Source organism: Trabulsiella odontotermitis (assembly GCF_001188485.1).
Lineage (GTDB): Bacteria > Pseudomonadota > Gammaproteobacteria > Enterobacterales > Enterobacteriaceae > Trabulsiella > Trabulsiella odontotermitis_A.
Window position 1 is genome coordinate 82,775 of record NZ_JNGH01000006.1, and the last position, 18,089, is coordinate 100,863.

The 18,089-nt window shown below is 56.1% G+C and carries 7 protein-coding genes and 8 pseudogenes; 9 read left to right on the forward strand and 6 right to left on the reverse strand.

Annotated elements, in window-relative coordinates:
* Positions 1 to 76 precede the first annotated feature (76 nt).
* Positions 77 to 1,696, forward strand: a complete 1,620-nt coding sequence (gene pckA, locus GM30_RS00550; RefSeq protein ID WP_049847073.1) for a phosphoenolpyruvate carboxykinase (ATP) — start codon at positions 77 to 79, stop codon at positions 1,694 to 1,696.
* Between the two features lie 57 nt (positions 1,697 to 1,753).
* Here pckA and envZ read toward each other — a convergent pair.
* Positions 1,754 to 3,097: pseudogene (gene envZ / locus GM30_RS00555) on the reverse strand (two-component system sensor histidine kinase EnvZ).
* On the reverse strand, positions 3,094 to 3,813 hold the full coding sequence (gene ompR / locus GM30_RS00560; protein ID WP_001157751.1) for an osmolarity response regulator transcription factor OmpR: 720 nt from the start codon (positions 3,811 to 3,813) through the stop codon (positions 3,094 to 3,096). The pseudogene envZ and the gene ompR overlap by 4 nt, the downstream one beginning before the upstream one ends.
* Positions 3,814 to 4,040: 227 nt before the next feature.
* Between ompR and greB the strand changes: the two genes are divergently transcribed.
* The 5 genes and pseudogenes from greB to feoC all read left to right on the forward strand — a co-directional run bounded on the left by greB (position 4,041) and on the right by feoC (position 9,886).
* A complete protein-coding gene (greB, locus tag GM30_RS00565; protein ID WP_049847074.1) occupies positions 4,041 to 4,514 on the forward strand; it encodes a transcription elongation factor GreB in 474 nt (157 codons plus the stop codon).
* 101 nt (positions 4,515 to 4,615) lie between these two features.
* Positions 4,616 to 6,840 (forward strand): annotated as a pseudogene (locus GM30_RS00570) (Tex family protein).
* 354 nt (positions 6,841 to 7,194) lie between these two features.
* The gene (gene feoA / locus GM30_RS00575) at positions 7,195 to 7,422 is read left to right on the forward strand and encodes a ferrous iron transporter A (RefSeq protein WP_049847075.1); all 228 of its coding nucleotides are present in this window, start codon (positions 7,195 to 7,197) and stop codon (positions 7,420 to 7,422) included.
* Positions 7,423 to 7,451: 29 nt separating this feature from the next.
* Positions 7,452 to 9,653: pseudogene (gene feoB / locus GM30_RS00580) on the forward strand (Fe(2+) transporter permease subunit FeoB).
* 9 nt (positions 9,654 to 9,662) lie between these two features.
* A pseudogene (gene feoC / locus GM30_RS00585) lies at positions 9,663 to 9,886 on the forward strand ([Fe-S]-dependent transcriptional repressor FeoC).
* 34 nt (positions 9,887 to 9,920) lie between these two features.
* Here feoC and GM30_RS00590 read toward each other — a convergent pair.
* Positions 9,921 to 10,202, reverse strand: a complete 282-nt coding sequence (locus GM30_RS00590) for a YdgH/BhsA/McbA-like domain containing protein (RefSeq protein ID WP_038158800.1) — start codon at positions 10,200 to 10,202, stop codon at positions 9,921 to 9,923.
* 123 nt (positions 10,203 to 10,325) lie between these two features.
* Positions 10,326 to 11,099 (reverse strand): pimeloyl-ACP methyl ester esterase BioH, encoded by a 774-nt coding sequence (gene bioH / locus GM30_RS00595; RefSeq protein WP_049847076.1) that lies wholly within the window; start codon positions 11,097 to 11,099, stop codon positions 10,326 to 10,328.
* Positions 11,100 to 11,136: 37 nt separating this feature from the next.
* Here bioH and GM30_RS00600 point away from each other — a divergent pair.
* The 3 genes and pseudogenes from GM30_RS00600 to GM30_RS00610 all read left to right on the forward strand — a co-directional run bounded on the left by GM30_RS00600 (position 11,137) and on the right by GM30_RS00610 (position 13,824).
* Positions 11,137 to 11,620 (forward strand): annotated as a pseudogene (locus GM30_RS00600) (hypothetical protein).
* Positions 11,621 to 11,678: 58 nt separating this feature from the next.
* Complete coding sequence (gene nfuA / locus GM30_RS00605; protein WP_049847077.1) at positions 11,679 to 12,254, forward strand: Fe-S biogenesis protein NfuA; 576 nt, start codon at positions 11,679 to 11,681, stop codon at positions 12,252 to 12,254.
* A 315-nt stretch (positions 12,255 to 12,569) separates the two neighbouring features.
* Positions 12,570 to 13,824 (forward strand): annotated as a pseudogene (locus tag GM30_RS00610) (gluconate transporter).
* Here the strand turns inward: GM30_RS00610 and malQ are convergent.
* Together malQ and GM30_RS00620 are read right to left on the reverse strand one after the other, a co-directional pair.
* Positions 13,772 to 15,662, reverse strand: a pseudogene (gene malQ / locus GM30_RS00615) (4-alpha-glucanotransferase); the annotation flags it as partial. The pseudogenes GM30_RS00610 and malQ sit on opposite strands and share 53 nt — an antisense overlap.
* Positions 15,658 to 17,916 (reverse strand): annotated as a pseudogene (locus tag GM30_RS00620) (maltodextrin phosphorylase); the annotation flags it as partial. The pseudogenes GM30_RS00620 and malQ, both read right to left, overlap by 5 nt.
* Positions 17,917 to 18,089: the final 173 nt, after the last annotated feature.

Here is an 18,089-nt window from a genome sequence, read left to right on the forward strand (position 1 = left end):
ATGAGCCTGGTCGCGGTCAAAAGCCCTCTACAACCCTACAATCATTGGCAGTAAATATTGGCTAAGGAGCAGTGAAATGCGCGTTAAAGGTCTAACCCCGCAGGATCTCAAGGCTTACGGAATCAACGACGTTAATGATATCGTTTACAATCCCGACTACGATACTTTGTATCAGGAAGAGCTCAATCCCAACCTGGAAGGTTACGAGCGTGGAGTGTTAACGAATCTTGGTGCTATCGCCGTCGACACAGGTATTTTTACCGGACGTTCGCCGAAAGATAAGTATATTGTTCGTGATGAAACCACCCGCGATACCGTCTGGTGGTCCGATAAAGGCAAAGGAAAGAACGACAACAAACCGCTCTCCCCGGAAACGTGGAAGCACCTGAAAGGCCTGGTCACCCACCAGCTTTCCGGCAAGCGTTTGTTTGTGGTTGATGCGTTTTGTGGTGCGAATGAAGACACCCGTCTTTCTGTTCGCTTTATCACTGAAGTGGCCTGGCAGGCGCACTTCGTGAAGAACATGTTTATCCGCCCCACCGATGACGATCTGGCGAATTTCGAGCCTGATTTTATCGTTATGAATGGTGCCAAATGCACCAACCCGCAGTGGAAAGAGCAGGGCCTCAACTCTGAAAACTTCGTTGCCTTCAACCTGACCGAGCGCATTCAGCTCATCGGGGGAACCTGGTACGGTGGCGAAATGAAGAAAGGTATGTTCTCAATCATGAACTACCTGCTGCCGCTGAAGGGCATTGCCTCCATGCACTGCTCTGCCAACGTGGGCGAAAAAGGCGACGTTGCGGTCTTCTTCGGTCTGTCCGGCACCGGCAAAACCACGCTTTCCACCGATCCGAAACGCCGTCTGATTGGCGATGACGAACACGGCTGGGATGACGACGGGGTCTTCAACTTTGAGGGCGGTTGCTACGCGAAAACCATTCGCCTTTCCGAAGAGGCCGAGCCTGACATTTTCCACGCCATCCGTCGCGATGCGCTGCTGGAAAACGTCACCGTTCTCGCGGATGGCAGTATTGATTTCGACGATGCATCTAAAACCGAGAACACCCGTGTCTCGTACCCGATTTATCACATTGAAAACATCGTTAAGCCCGTGTCAAAAGCCGGTCACGCAACGAAAGTGATCTTCCTGACCGCTGACGCTTTCGGTGTGCTGCCGCCGGTCTCTCGTCTGACCGACGACCAGACCCAGTACCACTTCCTCTCTGGCTTTACGGCCAAACTGGCGGGTACCGAGCGTGGAGTGACTGAGCCAACCCCAACCTTCTCCGCCTGCTTCGGTGCCGCGTTCCTGTCGCTGCACCCGACGCAGTACGCTGAAGTGCTGGTGAAACGCATGAAGGCTTCCGGCGCGAAAGCATATCTGGTGAACACAGGCTGGAACGGTACCGGCAAACGTATCTCAATCAAAGATACACGCGCCATTATCGATGCGATTCTGGATGGTTCTCTCGATAACGCGGAAACCTTTACGTTGCCGATGTTTGACCTGCAGATCCCAACCGAGCTGCCGGGCGTGGATACGCATATCCTCGATCCGCGCAACACCTACGGTTCACCGGAGCAGTGGCAGGAAAAAGCAGAAACGCTGGCGACGCTGTTTATCGATAACTTCGAGAAATATACCGATACCCCAGCAGGCGAGGCACTGGTCAGTGCCGGGCCGAAACTGTAAAACGGTAAAGCAGTAAACGTAAGCCGGGTAAGGCGAAGCCGCTACCCGGCTTTTTTTTTAGCTCTCTTTTGTTGAACCGATAGCTCTGGTCACCGGAATGGGTAGCCAGGCGCGAATCAACAACCCGCCCCGCGCGCTGGTGCCAATCTCCAGCATCCCGTTATGGTTGTCGACGATACGCTGAACAATCGCTAAACCGAGTCCGGTACCACTGGTGCTTCGTGCGCTGTCGCCGCGTACAAACGGCTGGAACAGGTGTTTGCGCTGTTCAGGCTTAATCCCCGGGCCGTCATCTTCCACCTGAAACCACGCACGGTTCAGCTCGCTTCCGCTACTGACTTTGATCCAGCCGTTGCCGTAGCGCGTTGACCACCATATTGGCGACCGCCCGTTTGATGGAGAGTGGATGCATACGCACCGGGATCTCGCTGGCCTGCATGTCGGTCTCGATTTCGCGCTCATAACCGCTTTCCGCCGCCACCACTTCGCCGAGCACGGCGTTGAGATCCGCCAGCTCCATCGGCATCTCCTGACCGGTGCGCAGATAGTCGATAAACTGCTCGATAATGGCGTTGCACTCTTCGATATCTTTGTTGATGGATTCAGCCAGATAACCGTCCTGCTCGCCCATCATTTCCGTCGCCAGACGAATGCGCGTCAGCGGCGTGCGCAAGTCGTGGCTGACACCGGCCATCAGCAGCGTACGGTCGTCCGCCAGTTGCTTCACGCCAGCCGCCATGTGGTTGAAGGCGNCACGGAACGCACCTCCGAGGCGCCATATTCACGCAGCGGCGGCGGAATAATCCCCCTGCCCACCTGCAACGCCGCGTGTTCGAGATCGACCAATGGTCGGTTCTGTATTCGGATAAACAGCCAGGCGCCGCCTATCGCCAGTAACATGATCGCCAGCGTATAGCGGAACAGCGGTGAGAAATCGCCCTGATGGATTTCGGTGAGGGGGACGCGCACCCAGATATTGGGAGAGAGCCAGGTTTTCAGCCACACCACCGGCGAGCTTTTGTTGACCTCAACGCGCACTTCCGTCGGGCCGCCCAACTGCTGCGCCATCTGCTGACTTAAAAATTCATAATGCTGCGCCCAGCGCAGACCTGCGTCTTCCGCCGCTTCATCGGAATAAAGCGAAATGCCCAGCTCGCGGTAGATCTCACGTCGGAACGCGGGAGGCACCACGAGCTGCGTGCCGTCTTCCAGCTGCAGTTTATCGGTCATCAGCATACGGACTTCGTACGCCAGCACCTTATTAAACTGCTGAAGGCTCGGCAGAATGGCAAAGTTCAGCACCACAAGGTAAGTCGTCACCAGGCTGACGAACAGCAGCGTGACGATCAACAGCAGCGTGCGGGCAAAAGAACTTCGCGGCGAGAAGCGCATTCGCCTCATGCTTTAGAACCGTCCGGCACGAAGACGTAGCCCAGACCCCAGACGGTCTGAATGTAGCGTGGGTGTGCCGGATCTTCTTCCACCATGCGGCGCAGGCGGGAGATTTGCACGTCGATGGAACGCTCCATCGCCGAGTATTCACGGCCACGCGCCAGGTTCATCAGCTTATCGCGGGAGAGGGGTTCACGCGGGTGGCTCACCAGCGCTTTCAGCACCGCAAATTCACCGCTGGTCAGCGGCATCGGCTCATCTTCACGGAACATTTCGCGGGTGCCGAGGTTGAGCTTAAATTTACCAAACGCGATAACCGCCTCTTCCTGGGATGGCGCACCCGGCAGTTCGTTCGCCTGACGACGCAGCACCGCACGGATGCGCGCCAGTAGTTCACGCGGGTTAAACGGTTTGGGAATGTAATCGTCAGCGCCAATTTCCAGCCCGACGATGCGGTCCACTTCTTCCCCTTTCGCCGTCACCATAATGATCGGCATCGGGTTGCTCTGGCTGCGAAGACGACGGCAGATAGAAAGGCCATCTTCTCCAGGCAGCATTAAATCCAGCACCATCAGGTGAAAGGACTCACGCGTCAGCAAACGGTCCATCTGTTCGGCGTTGGCGACGCTACGAACCTGGAAGCCTTGCTCGGTCAGATAACGCTCCAGCAGCGCACGCAGGCGCATGTCGTCATCCACTACAAGAATCTTATAATTCTCTTGCATCGTTCTTACTCCCAAAGGTTCGATAGTCTTTAAAGTCCGTATTCTAAAAAAGTGCACGTCCACGACCAGTTAAATCTGGTATAAATTCTAGTCGAAATTGTTACAAAGCATATTTAACAGCAGCTTAACTGCACATTCCATCACATAAATCATTATTAATACTGCCAGTTATGCTTTGTGATACGTTATGTGCGCCACGTAAGCAAGAACGTCTGTAAGGCAAGACCATGAAAACGCCCCTGATTACCCGCGAAGGGTACGAAAAACTGAAGAAAGAGCTGGATTATCTCTGGCGTGAAGAACGCCCTGAAGTCACCAAAAAAGTGACCTGGGCCGCCAGCCTCGGCGATCGCAGTGAAAACGCGGATTATCAGTACAACAAGAAGCGCCTGCGTGAAATTGACCGCCGGGTGCGCTATCTGACTAAATGTCTGGAAAATCTCAAAATTGTCGATTATTCCCCACAACAGGAAGGCAAAGTCTTCTTTGGCGCATGGGTGGAAATCGAAAACGACGATGGCGACGTTAAGCGTTTTCGCATCGTCGGCTACGATGAAATATTTGGACAAAAGGACTACATCTCCATCGACTCGCCGATGGCGCGCGCGCTGCTGAAAAAAGAGGTGGGCGACCTGGCGGTGGTCAATACGCCAGCCGGAGAAGCCAGCTGGTATGTGAACGCCATTGAATATGTGAAATAACCCGCCTGGAACACTCTGAGAGCGCCGTCTGCGACTGGCATTTTGCCGTGTCAGTCCGTATAACTATCCCCTGATTTTTTATTGCTACAGATGACAACGCCATGATGAATGATTCGCTGTGCCGCATTATTGCGGGTGAACTTCAGGCCAGAGCCGAACAGGTAGAATCTGCCGTTCGCCTGCTTGATGAAGGGAACACCGTGCCGTTTATTGCACGTTATCGTAAGGAAGTCACCGGCGGTCTGGATGACACTCAGCTGCGTCAGCTGGAAACGCGTCTTGGCTACCTTCGTGAACTGGAAGACCGTCGTCAGGCCATTCTTAAATCCATTGATGAGCAGGGCAAACTGACGCCGGAACTGGCGGGGGGCNNGCTGACCTGCTATGGAACGAGCCGTCGCACGATCCGGAAACCGAAGCGGCGAAATACCTCAATGCCGATAACGGCGTCGCCGACACCAAAGCGGCACTGGACGGCGCACGCTACATCCTGATGGAGCGTTTTGCCGAAGACGCCGCGCTGCTGGCGAAAGTGCGTGATTACCTGTGGAAAAACGCCCATCTCGTTTCCACCGTGGTAAGCGGCAAAGAAGAGGAAGGCGCGAAATTCCGCGACTACTTCGATCATCACGAACCGATTTCCACCGTGCCGTCACACCGCGCGCTGGCGATGTTCCGCGGGCGCAACGAAGGCGTCCTGCAACTTTCCCTCAACGCCGACCCGCAGTTTGACGAGCCGCCAAAAGAGAGCCACTGCGAGCAGATCATCACCGATCACCTGAATCTGCGCCTGAACAACGCCCCGGCGGATAGCTGGCGTAAAGGCGTGGTGAGCTGGACGTGGCGCATCAAGGTGCTGATGCATCTGGAAACGGAGCTGATGGGCACGGTTCGTGAACATGCGGAAGACGAAGCGATCAACGTGTTCGCCCGTAACCTGCATGACCTGCTGATGGCCGCGCCGGCCGGGCTTCGCGCCACCATGGGTCTCGATCCGGGCCTGCGTACCGGCGTGAAAGTCGCGGTGGTGGACGGCACCGGCAAGCTGGTAGCGACCGACACTATTTATCCGCATACCGGTCAGGCGGCGAAAGCGGCGGTGGTGATTGCCGCGCTGTGCGAAAAATACAACGTTGAGCTGGTGGCGATCGGCAACGGTACCGCTTCCCGCGAAACAGAACGTTTTTACCTGGACGTGCAGAAACAGTTCCCGAAAGTGAAAGGGCAAAAAGTGATCGTCAGCGAAGCGGGCGCGTCCGTTTATTCGGCGTCTGAGCTGGCGGCGCTGGAGTTCCCGGATCTCGACGTGTCGCTGCGCGGAGCGGTGTCGATCGCCCGTCGTTTGCAGGATCCGCTGGCCGAGCTGGTGAAAATCGATCCGAAATCTATCGGCGTAGGCCAGTACCAGCACGACGTCAGCCAGTCGCAGCTGGCACGCAAGCTGGATGCGGTGGTGGAAGACTGCGTGAACGCCGTGGGGGTCGATCTCAACACCGCGTCCGTGCCATTGCTGACCCGCGTGGCTGGCCTGACCCGCATGATGGCGCAGAACATCGTCGCCTGGCGTGATGAGAACGGCCAGTTCCAGAACCGTCAGCAATTACTGAACGTCAGCCGCTTAGGGCCGAAGGCATTTGAGCAGTGCGCGGGCTTCCTGCGCATCAACCACGGCGATAACCCGCTGGATGCCTCAACGGTTCACCCGGAAGCCTATCCGGTGGTGGAGCGCATTCTCGCCGCCACCCAACAGGCGCTGAAAGATCTGATGGGCAACAGCAGCGAGCTGCGTAACATCAAGGCGGTGGATTTCACCGACGAGCGTTTTGGTCTGCCGACCGTGACGGACATCATCAAAGAGCTGGAAAAACCGGGTCGTGACCCGCGTCCGGAGTTCAAAACCGCGCAGTTTGCCGACGGCGTGGAAACCATGAACGACCTGCTGCCGGGGATGGTGCTGGAAGGCGCGGTCACCAACGTCACCAATTTTGGCGCGTTCGTTGATATCGGCGTTCATCAGGACGGCCTGGTACATATCTCCTCGCTCTCTGACAAGTTTGTCGAAGATCCGCACACGGTGGTCAAAGCGGGCGATATCGTGAAGGTAAAAGTGCTGGAAGTGGATCTGCCGCGTAAGCGTATCGCGCTGACCATGCGTCTTGATGAGCAGCCGGGCGACAGCAACGCGCGTCGCGGCGGCGGTAATCAGCGTGACCCGGGTAACCGCCCGGCGACGCGCCCGGCAAAACCGCGTGGCCGTGACGCGCAGCCTGCCGGTAACAGCGCGATGATGGATGCGCTGGCCGCAGCAATGGGTAAAAAGAAATAAACAAATGATAATTACGCCCTCTTGGTAATAAGGGGGCTAATTATTTTCAAACCGTATTATCCAGGAATATATTTCAGTTTTGTTCTTCTCTCATGAATATTTTTCACGCTATTAACATCTGCAATATTATTTAAACAACCGTCCTTCATGAGAAAGGTTGAGCGATGTCAAACTTAGCGTTAATTATTCCCCTTTAGCACATCTCGTCACATTTTATCGATTGAAGATAAAAATCATTCTCATTATTATTGTGTTGATGACAAAATGACCTCCCCGGTCAGCTAATCTCCAGCGTCGTGCACCTTTAAGCGGCAGGAAGCACAAGTATTGGTTTGCGAATATTAAGTAGGCCCTATGCGATTCATCCCAGACAGTGCGTGGAAAATTACCGGTTTCGCCCGTGACATCAGCCCGGCTTATCGTCAGAAACTGCTCTCACTCGGCATGCTGCCCGGCTCATCTTTTAATGTCGTCCGCGTGGCGCCATTAGGCGACCCCATTCATATCGAAACGCGCCGCGTTAATTTAGTTTTACGTAAAAAAGATTTAGCTTTCCTCGAAGTGGAAGCAGTTTCCCGTTAATTCGGTTTGTAAAAACAACGAGTTCGCGAATGAAAAAACTCACGATTGGCTTAATTGGTAACCCGAATTCGGGTAAAACCACCCTCTTTAATCAGTTGACCGGTGCGCGCCAGCGTGTGGGTAACTGGGCCGGTGTCACCGTCGAACGTAAAGAAGGCTCCTTCTCTACCACTGACCATCAGGTCACGCTGGTTGACCTGCCGGGCACCTATTCGCTGACGACTATCTCTTCACAGACATCACTCGACGAACAGATCGCCTGTCACTACATTCTCAGCGGTGATGCTGACCTGCTGATCAACGTGGTCGACGCCTCCAACCTCGAGCGTAACCTTTACCTGACGCTGCAACTGCTGGAACTCGGCATCCCCTGCGTCGTGGCGCTGAACATGCTTGATATCGCGGAAAAGCAAAAGATCCGCATTGATATCGACGCCCTCGCCGCCCGCCTCGGTTGCCCGGTGGTTCCGCTGGTTTCCACACGCGGTCGCGGTATTGAAGCGCTGAAAATGGCCATTGACCGCCATCAGGGCAATACCGAACTGGAACTGGTGCATTACGCCGAGCCGCTGACGCGTGAAGCGAACAAGCTGGCGCTGGAAATGGCTGCGGATATGCCGGAAAAACAGCGTCGCTGGCTGGCGCTGCAAATGCTGGAAGGCGATATCTACAGCCGTGTGTATGCCGGTGATGCGGCAGAGAAACTCCCCATCGCGCTTGCCCATCTTCATGATTCGATGGACGATCCGGCATTGCACATCGCCGATGCGCGTTACCAGACCATCGCAGCAGTGTGCGACAGCGTGAGTAACACACTGACCGCCGAGCCAAGCCGCTTCACGGCGGCGNGCAACCGCTGTTCGATGTGGGTTCAGTGGCCCTCTTTATTCATGGCATTCAGTGGATTGGCGCGACCCTGCACTTCCCGGAATGGTTGACCATTTTCCTGGCCCAGGGGCTGGGCGGCGGTATCAACACCGTGCTGCCGCTGGTGCCGCAAATCGGCATGATGTATCTGTTCCTCTCTTTCCTTGAGGATTCCGGCTACATGGCCCGCGCCGCGTTCGTGATGGACCGTCTGATGCAGTCGTTAGGGCTGCCGGGCAAATCCTTCGTGCCGCTGATCGTCGGTTTCGGCTGTAACGTCCCGTCGGGGGTCGCCGCGTGAACGCCTGATGACCATCATGATGGCACCGTTTATGTCCTGCGGCGCGCGTCTGGCGATTTTCGCGGTGTTCGCGGCGGCCTTCTTCGGTCAGCAGGGTGCGCTGGCGGTGTTCTCGCTTTATGTGCTGGGGATTGTGATGGCGATCCTCACCGGTCTGATGCTGAAGCACACCATTATGCGTGGCGAAGCCTCGCCGTTCGTGATGGAACTACCGGTATATCACGTGCCGCATCTGAAAAGTCTCATCATTCAGACCTGGCAGCGCCTGAAAGGCTTCGTGGTTCGCGCCGGTAAAGTCATTATCGTGGTCAGTATTTTCCTCAGCGCATTGAACAGTTTCACGCTGAGCGGCAAAGCGGCGGAGAATATCAACGATTCCGCCCTCGCCTCCGTCAGCCGCGTAATCACACCGTTGTTCAAGCCGATTGGCGTTCACGAAGACAACTGGCAGGCGACCGTCGGTCTGTTCACTGGCGCGATGGCAAAAGAAGTGGTCGTCGGTACGCTGAATACCCTCTACACCGCCGAAAATATTCAGCAGGAAGCGTTTAACCCGGCCGAATTTAGCCTGTTCGACGAGCTGGGCGGTGCCGTCGGTGAAACCTGGCAGAGCCTGAAAGATACCTTCAGCCTGAGCGTCCTGGCTAACCCGATTGAAGCCAGCAAAGGTGACGGCGAAATGGCAACGGGCGCAATGGGCGTGATGAGCAGCAAATTCGGCAGCGCGGCGGCCGCGTACAGCTACCTGATTTTCGTTCTGCTCTACATCCCGTGCATTTCGGTGATGGGTGCCATCGCGCGTGAATCCAGTCGCGGCTGGATGGGCTTCTCCATTATGTGGGGGCTGAACATCGCCTACTCGCTGGCAACACTGTTTTATCAGGTCAGCAGTTTCAGCCAGCATCCGCAGTACAGCCTGGTCTGCATTCTGGCGGTGATCCTGTTTAATATTCTGGTGATTGGCGGCCTGCGCCGCGCGCGTAGCCGGGTGGACGTCAACCTGCTGGCAACCCGCAAGACGGTGGCGTCCTGCTGTGAAAGCCCGGCGGGCGACTGCCACTAAGGAGAACATATGGCATCGTTAATCGACGTTCGTGACAGGGGCGGATGGAGGCTTCACAGCTCAGCGCCCGTCTGCACACGCCACAGGCGATGATCGATGCGATGCTGGGCCGACTGGAAGCGATGGGCAAAGCTCAGCGCATTCAGGAAGAGCCTGACGGATGTTTAACGGGGAGTTGTAAAAGCTGCCCGGAAGGGAAAGCCTGCCTGCGTAAATGGTGGGCGCTGCGCTAGCAAAATGCGGGTCCCGGGACCCGCGTTTTTTTTATTACTTATAAACGTCCGCCGTGGCGCGAACGTTTTTCTCGCCTTTATCTGCTGACGTCACTACAAAATACTTGCCGCCCAACTCATCTGCTTTCTGTGACAGCTCTTTACGCGCGTCCATCGGTGCCGTGGTATCTGACGTGGAGATCGTCCCCACCTTAGTCAGATTCTCAGACGCAATAGTTTCTTTTGCTTTATCTTTTTCAAGTTCCTGTGCCGCGAAAGCGCCAAAGGAAAGAGAACCAATAACCAGAGATGCAACAATACCTGAAATCAGTTTCATAGATTTTTACTCTCCATAAGGTTTGTTATTTTTGTGCCGCTGTCCAGCTATCACCCAACGGGTCATCTCAGCGTCATGGAAAGTATTAATGCAATGTGACAGATTTTCCAGGTCACCCCTCATTCAGGCAACATTTTGTTTTAAATCCAGTAACACGCGACAAAATTCGTCCGGGTGCGAAATAAACGGCGCATGTGCTGCCTTCGCAAAAATATAAGACTGACTGTCCGGCCACGCGTCATCGAGCAGCGACACGATTTTGCGCGGCACCAGCCCGTCCAGTCGGCCATAAAGACGCAGGAACGGCAGCGACAATGCGGCGAGCGGCTCGCGTAAATCGACGGTTTTGAGGATCTCCAGACCGCCGTCCAGCACCACTTCTGACGGCATCGGCAGCGAAAGAACAGCACTCTTCAGCTTTCGCGCGTCCTGACGGGCGCTCTCCGTGCCCATGGTCTGCAGGGCAAGGAAACGCTCAACGGTGCGCTGAAAATCGTCCCGCAGTTGTTGCTGGAACCCGCTCAGCACCTCTGGTTTGATGCCCGGCCAGTCGCCTTCTGCGCTGAAACGGGGCGATGAAGCCACCGTAATGAGCGCCAGCACGCGCTCAGGGTGCGTTAACGCCACCTGGCTCGCCACCAGCCCGCCGAGACTCCAGCCAAGCCAGAACGCCCTTTCTGGCGCTTTTGCGAGCACCTGTTGCGCCATGTCGTTGAGAGACATTGCGCCAAATCCCTGGCTACGCCCGAAACCCGGCAAATCCACCAGATGGAGCGTGAAATGCGTACTCAGTTCCGGCGTAATGCAATCCCAGACCTGTGCATTCAGCCCCCATCCGTGCAGCAGCACAAGATGACAATTTCCTTCGCCTTTGGTTTGCCACCAGATGTCATTCATCAGTTACTGTTCCCACTTCACAACCACGAGGTGGACTATGCTAACAGCCCACAGCTTATGCTGGCTATGCCAAATGCCGCTCGCGCTGGCGCACTGGGGCGTGTGTTCGCGCTGCGCCAGGACACTGTTTTACCCTCTGCCACTGTGCCCGCAGTGCGGGCTGCCTGCGGCGAACACCGTGCTGCCCTGCGGGCGCTGTTTGCAGAAACCGCCACCGTGGCAACGGCTGATTGCAGTGAATGATTACGCGCCGCCGTTAAGCCGGTTGATCCATCGCTTTAAATTCAGCGGCAACGCTGAACTGGCTGTGGCGCTGGCGCGGTTGCTTCTGCTGCGCGTACGGCAACGCGGGACAGGCCCGATGCCGGATATGCTGATGAGCGTTCCGCTCTGGCAGCGGCGTCAGTGGCGGCGCGGATTTAATCAGAGCGATCTGCTCTGCCAGCCGNNAGATTTCCCGCCTGCTTTTGCGAAACGGCGCGGCGAGTGTTGAGGTATGGTGCCTGTGTCGCACCTTGTAGACCCCTGCTAAGGGGGGTATTATACCCTGGTAAATTAGTCAACTATTAGGCCAACGCTATGATCCGTATTTCCGATGCTGCACAAGCGCACTTTGCTAAATTGCTGGCAAATCAGGAAGAAGGGACACAAATCCGCGTATTTGTGATTAATCCCGGCACTCCTAACGCTGAATGCGGCGTATCTTACTGCCCGCCGGATGCGGTGGAAGCAACTGACACTGCCATTAAATTCGAACAGCTGACCGCGTATGTCGATGAGCTGAGCGCTCCTTATCTGGAAGATGCGGAGATCGATTTTGTGACCGATCAGCTGGGTTCTCAGCTGACGCTGAAGGCGCCGAACGCTAAAATGCGTAAAGTCTCTGACGACGCCCCGCTGATGGAGCGCGTGGAATACCTGCTGCAGTCGCAGATCAACCCGCAGCTGGCCGGTCACGGCGGTCGCGTGTCGCTGATGGAAATCACCGACGAAGGCTACGCGATCCTGCAATTCGGCGGCGGCTGTAACGGCTGTTCGATGGTCGACGTCACGCTGAAAGAAGGGATCGAAAAGCAGTTGCTGACCGAGTTCCCGGAACTGAAAGGCGTTCGCGACCTGACCGAACACCAGCGCGGCGAGCACTCTTACTACTAAGAAACCCGCATTTATTGCCCGGTAGCGCGATGTTACCGGGCACTAGCCCCTCTTTCTGACCCTAGTGATACCCCCGCCAGAACATGACCTGCTTCGCATAATTCACATTTTGATCGCCAGGGTAATTCTCAACCGAGGGATGTTACCCGTATCATTCATCTCAAGCTCTGCTGAAAGAAAAAAAAGCCAGCTATCCTAATCGGGTGGGACGAAATCTGAAGCAGCGCCGGAAGAACTCTGTTTCTCGGTGGGACAATTGGATAGTGTCATTGAAACAACGACGTTACCCATAACAAATTAAAGGTCAGGTAAATCATGCCATTAGTCATCGTTGCTATCGGTGTTGTCTTGTTATTATTGCTGATGATCCGCTTCAAGCTGAACGGGTTCATCGCGCTGGTACTGGTGGCGCTTGCCGTCGGTTTAATGCAGGGCATGCCGCTGGATAAAGTCATCGGCTCCATCAAAGCCGGTGTTGGCGGAACGCTCGGTAGTCTTGCACTGATCATGGGCTTCGGCGCTATGCTCGGTAAGCTGCTGGCGGACTGCGGCGGGGCTCAGCGTATTGCTACCACGCTGATTGATAAATTCGGTAAAAAACACATTCAATGGGCTGTGGTATTAACCGGTTTTACCGTCGGTTTCGCCCTGTTCTATGAAGTCGGCTTCGTGCTGATGCTGCCGCTGGTCTTCACCATCGCCGCGTCTGCGCGTATCCCTCTGCTGTACGTCGGTGTGCCGATGGCCGCCGCGCTCTCCGTAACGCACGGCTTCCTGCCGCCGCACCCGGGTCCGACCGCTATCGCGACCATTTTCCATGCTGATATGGGTAAAACCCTGCTGTACGGTACGCTGTTGGCGATCCCGACCGTCATCCTGGCAGGCCCGGTGTATGCCCGTTTCCTGAAAAGTATCGATAAGCCGATCCCGGAAGGTCTCCATAACCCGAAAACCTTCCGTGAAGACGAAATGCCGAGCTTCGGTGTCAGCGTCTGGACAGCACTGGTGCCGGTGGTTCTGATGGCGCTGCGTGCGGTTGCGGAAATGATCCTGCCGAAAGGCCATGCCATTCTGCCGTACGCCGAGTTCTTCGGCGACCCGGTGATGGCAACCATGATTGCGGTGCTGATCGCTGTCTTTACCTTCGGCCTGAACCGTGGTCGTTCAATGGATGACATCAACGACACCCTGATCTCGTCCATCAAAATCATCGCCATGATGCTGTTGATCATCGGCGGCGGCGGTGCCTTTAAGCAGGTGCTGGTCGATAGCGGCGTGGACAAATACATCGCTTCTATCATGAACGAAACTAACGTGTCGCCGATCCTGATGGCATGGTCTATTGCCGCGGTGCTGCGTATCGCGCTGGGTTCGGCTACCGGAGCTGATGGTTATCGCGGTCGGTTCTGGTAGCGTGATTTTCTCTCACGTGAACGATCCAGGATTCTGGCTGTTCAAAGAGTATTTCAACCTGACTATCGGCGAAACCATTAAGTCATGGTCGATGCTGGAAACGATTATTTCTGTCTGTGGCCTGGTGGGATGTCTGCTGCTGGGAACGGTGGTGTAACAGTAAAAAGTCGGGCAGCNCTGGCCGCTTTTCGGCGCTTATCCAGCTCTTTAATCAGCCTGTTCACCCCTGCATCGGCAAACATCGTTTCCAGCGTCAACGACAACTTGCGTCGCCAGTTACGGTACTGATTGCTGGTGCCCGGAATGTTGACCGGCTCCGCCATGTCCAGCCAGTCTTCCGGCTGCAATCCTAATAACGCGCTGTTGCTGTCAGCGATATAGCGCTGCATGGCCCGGTTGAGCGTGGGGGACATCGCCATCATCGACGCGTTATGCCCGGCGCGCTTCGGCAAGCAGCCGTACTTATGCAACGCATCCAGCAGCGCCTGCTTTGCTTTCCCGCGATCCAGATACAAGCCGTTGAGAATAACCTCGTCAGGATAGAGCCCGAGCGTGTTGCCGAGCGTCAGATCGCCACTTTCCCAGTAGCCGCGTAGCGTCGGCAGGTCATGTGTCGTCGCCACAGCCATCGACTGTTCCGGATACGCTTTCGGCGCGCGGAAGCCTTTCTGATAATCATTTTCGAAATAGAGCACTTTGTAGGAGTAGACGCCGCTTTTACGCAGCTTACCGACAATCTCCACCGGCACCGTACCAAGATCTTCGCCGATCACCATGCACTGGTGACGCTTGCTCTCCAGCGCCAGAATCGACAGCAGATCGTCAACCGGATAGTGAACGTAAGCACCGAAATCCGCCGTCTCGCCGTAAGGGATCCACCACAGGCGCAGCACCGACATCACGTGATCGATGCGCAGCGCGCCGCAGTTTTGCATGTTCGCCCGCAACAGCTCGATAAACGGCTCGTAGGCCCGCGCGACGATGACGTGCGGATCCATCGGCGGCAATCCCCAGTTTTGCCCCAGCGGGCCGAGGATATCTGGCGGCGCGCCAACCGACGCCTTCAGGCAGTACAGTTCGCGGTCACACCAGGTTTCCGCGCCCCCTTCCGCCACGCCAACGGCCAGATCGCGATACAGCCCGATGGGCATCTCGAAGCGCTGGCATTCAGCCCAGCAGGCGGCAAACTGCGTGTACGCCAGCCACTGCAGCCAGAGATAAAAATCGATGTCGTCAGCATGCTGCTGGCAGAATATCTTCACCTGCGGATTATCAACGTTACGCAGCGCTTCCGGCCACGCAGGCCAGCCCCAGCGCAGCGGATCTTCTTTCGCCTGCTGCTCGTGCAGCGCGTCGTACGCCGCCTGCCAGTACAGGCTTTCCCCTTCGCGCCCGACAAACAGACGGAAATCCGCCATTTGCTCATCATCTCGCGTTGTGAAATGCGCCCACGCCATGCGCAGCGCCGTCATTTTCAGCGCCGTGACCGCGGTATAGTCCACCCACTCTGACTCACGTGCCGCTTTCCACGCCTTTTGCGTCGCCGGGCGTTTCCACCAGGTCTGCGCCGCTTTGCTGAGATGGAAATCCTCAACGGCGTTCACGTCGATATAAATCACGTTCAGCCAGCGGCGTGACGAGGGGCTGTAGGGGCTGGCGCTCTCCGGGTTTGCCGGGTAGAGCGCATGAATCGGGTTGAGACCGATAAACGACCNNACCAATGCCCCAGTTATGCTCTGAACGCAGGGAGTAAAGCTGTACGCACGATCCCCACAGTTTTTTCCCGTCCTTCAACGGCTGCGGCTCATAGCAGCGCGCGGGGGCGATAATAATGCGGCAGTGCCAGCGGCTGTCGTCCTGGATCAACGTCAGCGTGTGGTAGCCTTCCGGCAGCCGACCGGGCAGCGTCAGGGATTTTCCGGCCTGCGCCAGTCCCTGATACGTTTTTCCCATTTCGGTGGTCAGCAGCCAGTCGAACTCCCCTTTCCCTTCGACNTGCCTGCCAGATACGTTGCTGATAATCGCGGATTGAACGGTCAGAGCTGAACATGCCGCAACGGGCGGTATTCAGGATCGCCGCACGGGTCCAGGCCTCCTGATCGCGATAGAGTTCATCGACCTGCCGTTGCGCCTTCACATAAGCGTCAAAGTCCGCCAGCACCAGGTATGGATCGTGGCCCTGTTTACCGAGGCTGTGCAGCATCTGATCGAACGCGTGCTTGTCGCCGCCGCTGTACTTGCCGCTCTCCAGCTCTTTTAGCACGGCATCGAGCAGCTTGTCTTTCTTACGCCATTTCAGCGGATCGTAGCCTTTGGCCTTCAGCGCTTTCACCTCTTCCACCGTGTGGCCGAAGATAAAGATATTCTCTTCACCTACCACCTCAGCGATTTCGACGTTCGCGCCATCCAGCGTTCCGACCGTCAGCGCGCCGTTCAGCGCCAGTTTCATGTTGCCGGTGCCGGACGCCTCTTTGCCCGCGGTAGAAATCTGCTCGGAAACATCCGCCGCCGGGATCATCATTTCCGCCGCCGAGACGCAGTAATCCGGCAGGAACACCACTTTCAGCTTATTGCCGACCTGTGGATCGTTATTGATCGTTTCCGCGACCTTATTGATAGCAAAGATAATGTTCTTCGCCAGGTAATAGCCCGGTGCCGCTTTGGCGCCAAACAGGAACACGCGCGGCACGCGATCGGCCTTCGGGTTCTCGCGGATCTCTTTGTACAGCGCCAGAATATGCAGCAGGTTCAGGTGCTGACGTTTGTACTCGTGCAGGCGCTTGATCTGAATATCAAAAATTGCCTGCGGATTGATGTCGATACCGGTGCGCGCCTTCACGAATTCAGCGAGTCGCACTTTATTCGCCAGCTTGATCTCGCGGTACTGTTTGCGGAATTTCGCGTCGTCGGCGTGTTTTTCCAGCGCAATCAGCTTATCGAGATCGTTCGCCCACTCTTTTTTCAGCGTCTTATCAAGCAATGCCGCCAGCGCCGGGTTGCATTGTTTGATCCAGCGGCGTGGAGTAATGCCGTTGGTGACGTTATGGAACTTGTTCGGCCATAGCTGATGATATTCCGGGAACAGATCCTTCACCACCAGGTCAGAGTGCAGCGCCGCCACGCCGTTGACGGCAAAGCCGCTCACCACGCACATGTTCGCCATTCGCACCTGTTTATCGTGCACCACCGCCAGTTTCGCCCACACTGCTGTATCGCCAGGCCAGGTGTTCTCGACCTGTTTCTTAAAACGGGTGTTGATCTCATTGATGATCTGCATGTGGCGCGGCAGCAGCGCCTTCACCAGCTTCTCATCCCAGGTTTCCAGCGCTTCCGGCATCAGGGTGTGGTTAGTGTAGGCGAAGGTTTTACTGGTGATCGCCCAGGCATCATCCCAGCTCAGCTGGTGTTCATCGAGCAGAACGCGCAGCAGCTCCGGGATGGCAATTGTCGGGTGCGTGTCGTTCAGTTGAATAACTTCAAACTCCGCCAGCTGTGCCAGTTTACGGCCCGCCAGGTGATGACGACGCAGGATATCCGCCACCGAGCAGGCGCACTGGAAGTACTGCTGCATCAGGCGCAGCTTTTTTCCGGCCTGATGGTTATCGTTCGGATAGAGGACCCTGGTCAGTTTTTCGGCGTCGATGCCCTGCTTTTCAGCACGCAGGAAATCGCCGTCGTTGAATTTCGTCAGGTTGAACGGATGGGCGTGCGTAGCCTGCCACAGACGCAGCGGCTGCGCGATGCCGTTACGATAGCCACGATGCCAGTCGTCAGGCGCTTCTTTTTGCTGCCCGTCGTCGAATGACTGGCGGAACAGGCCGTACTGATAGTTCAGGCCATAGCCCGTCGCCGACTGGCCGACCGTCGCCATCGAATCCAGGAAACAGGCCGCCAGACGCCCTAAACCGCCGTTGCCCAGCGCCGGATCGATCTCTTCTTCAAGCAGGTCGCTCAAATTAATGTCAAAGGCGCCCAGCTCATCGCTGACCTCCTGATACCAACCCAGGTTGAGCAGATTGTTGCCTGTCAGACGCCCGATGAGGAATTCCATCGAAATGTAGTTCACGTGGCGCTGCCCTTTTACCGGCTTCGCTACGGGTTGCGCCGCGAGCATTTCTGCCAGCGCGCCGCTCACGGCCTGCCACCACTGATGCTGCGTCATCTCGCTGGCGGCCTGTAAACCAAAATGCTGCCACTGACGCGTCAGTGCAGCCTGAAATTGCGTTTTGTTGAAGGAAGGCTGAGACATAAATGAATCCGGGTCCTTGTAAGAAACATTAGCGTTAGTGTGCCTGGCCTACTGTGTGACGTCCTCATCCTGACAGGGTTTAGGCAGGGAGGAGTAGCAGGGATGAGCAAAAAGTGTGATCGTAACCACTATAACGTTAGCCGTTTGAGCTGTTTCTGACCACGTATTGTTGC

Coding starts and splice junctions, on each gene's coding strand:
- pckA (WP_049847073.1), top strand. CDS start 77: ATGCGCGTTAAAGGTCTAACCCCGCAGGATCTCAAGGCTTACGGAATC.
- ompR (WP_001157751.1), bottom strand. CDS start 3,813: ATGCAAGAGAATTATAAGATTCTTGTAGTGGATGACGACATGCGCCTG.
- greB (WP_049847074.1), top strand. CDS start 4,041: ATGAAAACGCCCCTGATTACCCGCGAAGGGTACGAAAAACTGAAGAAA.
- feoA (WP_049847075.1), top strand. CDS start 7,195: ATGCGATTCATCCCAGACAGTGCGTGGAAAATTACCGGTTTCGCCCGT.
- GM30_RS00590 (WP_038158800.1), bottom strand. CDS start 10,202: ATGAAACTGATTTCAGGTATTGTTGCATCTCTGGTTATTGGTTCTCTT.
- bioH (WP_049847076.1), bottom strand. CDS start 11,099: ATGAATGACATCTGGTGGCAAACCAAAGGCGAAGGAAATTGTCATCTT.
- nfuA (WP_049847077.1), top strand. CDS start 11,679: ATGATCCGTATTTCCGATGCTGCACAAGCGCACTTTGCTAAATTGCTG.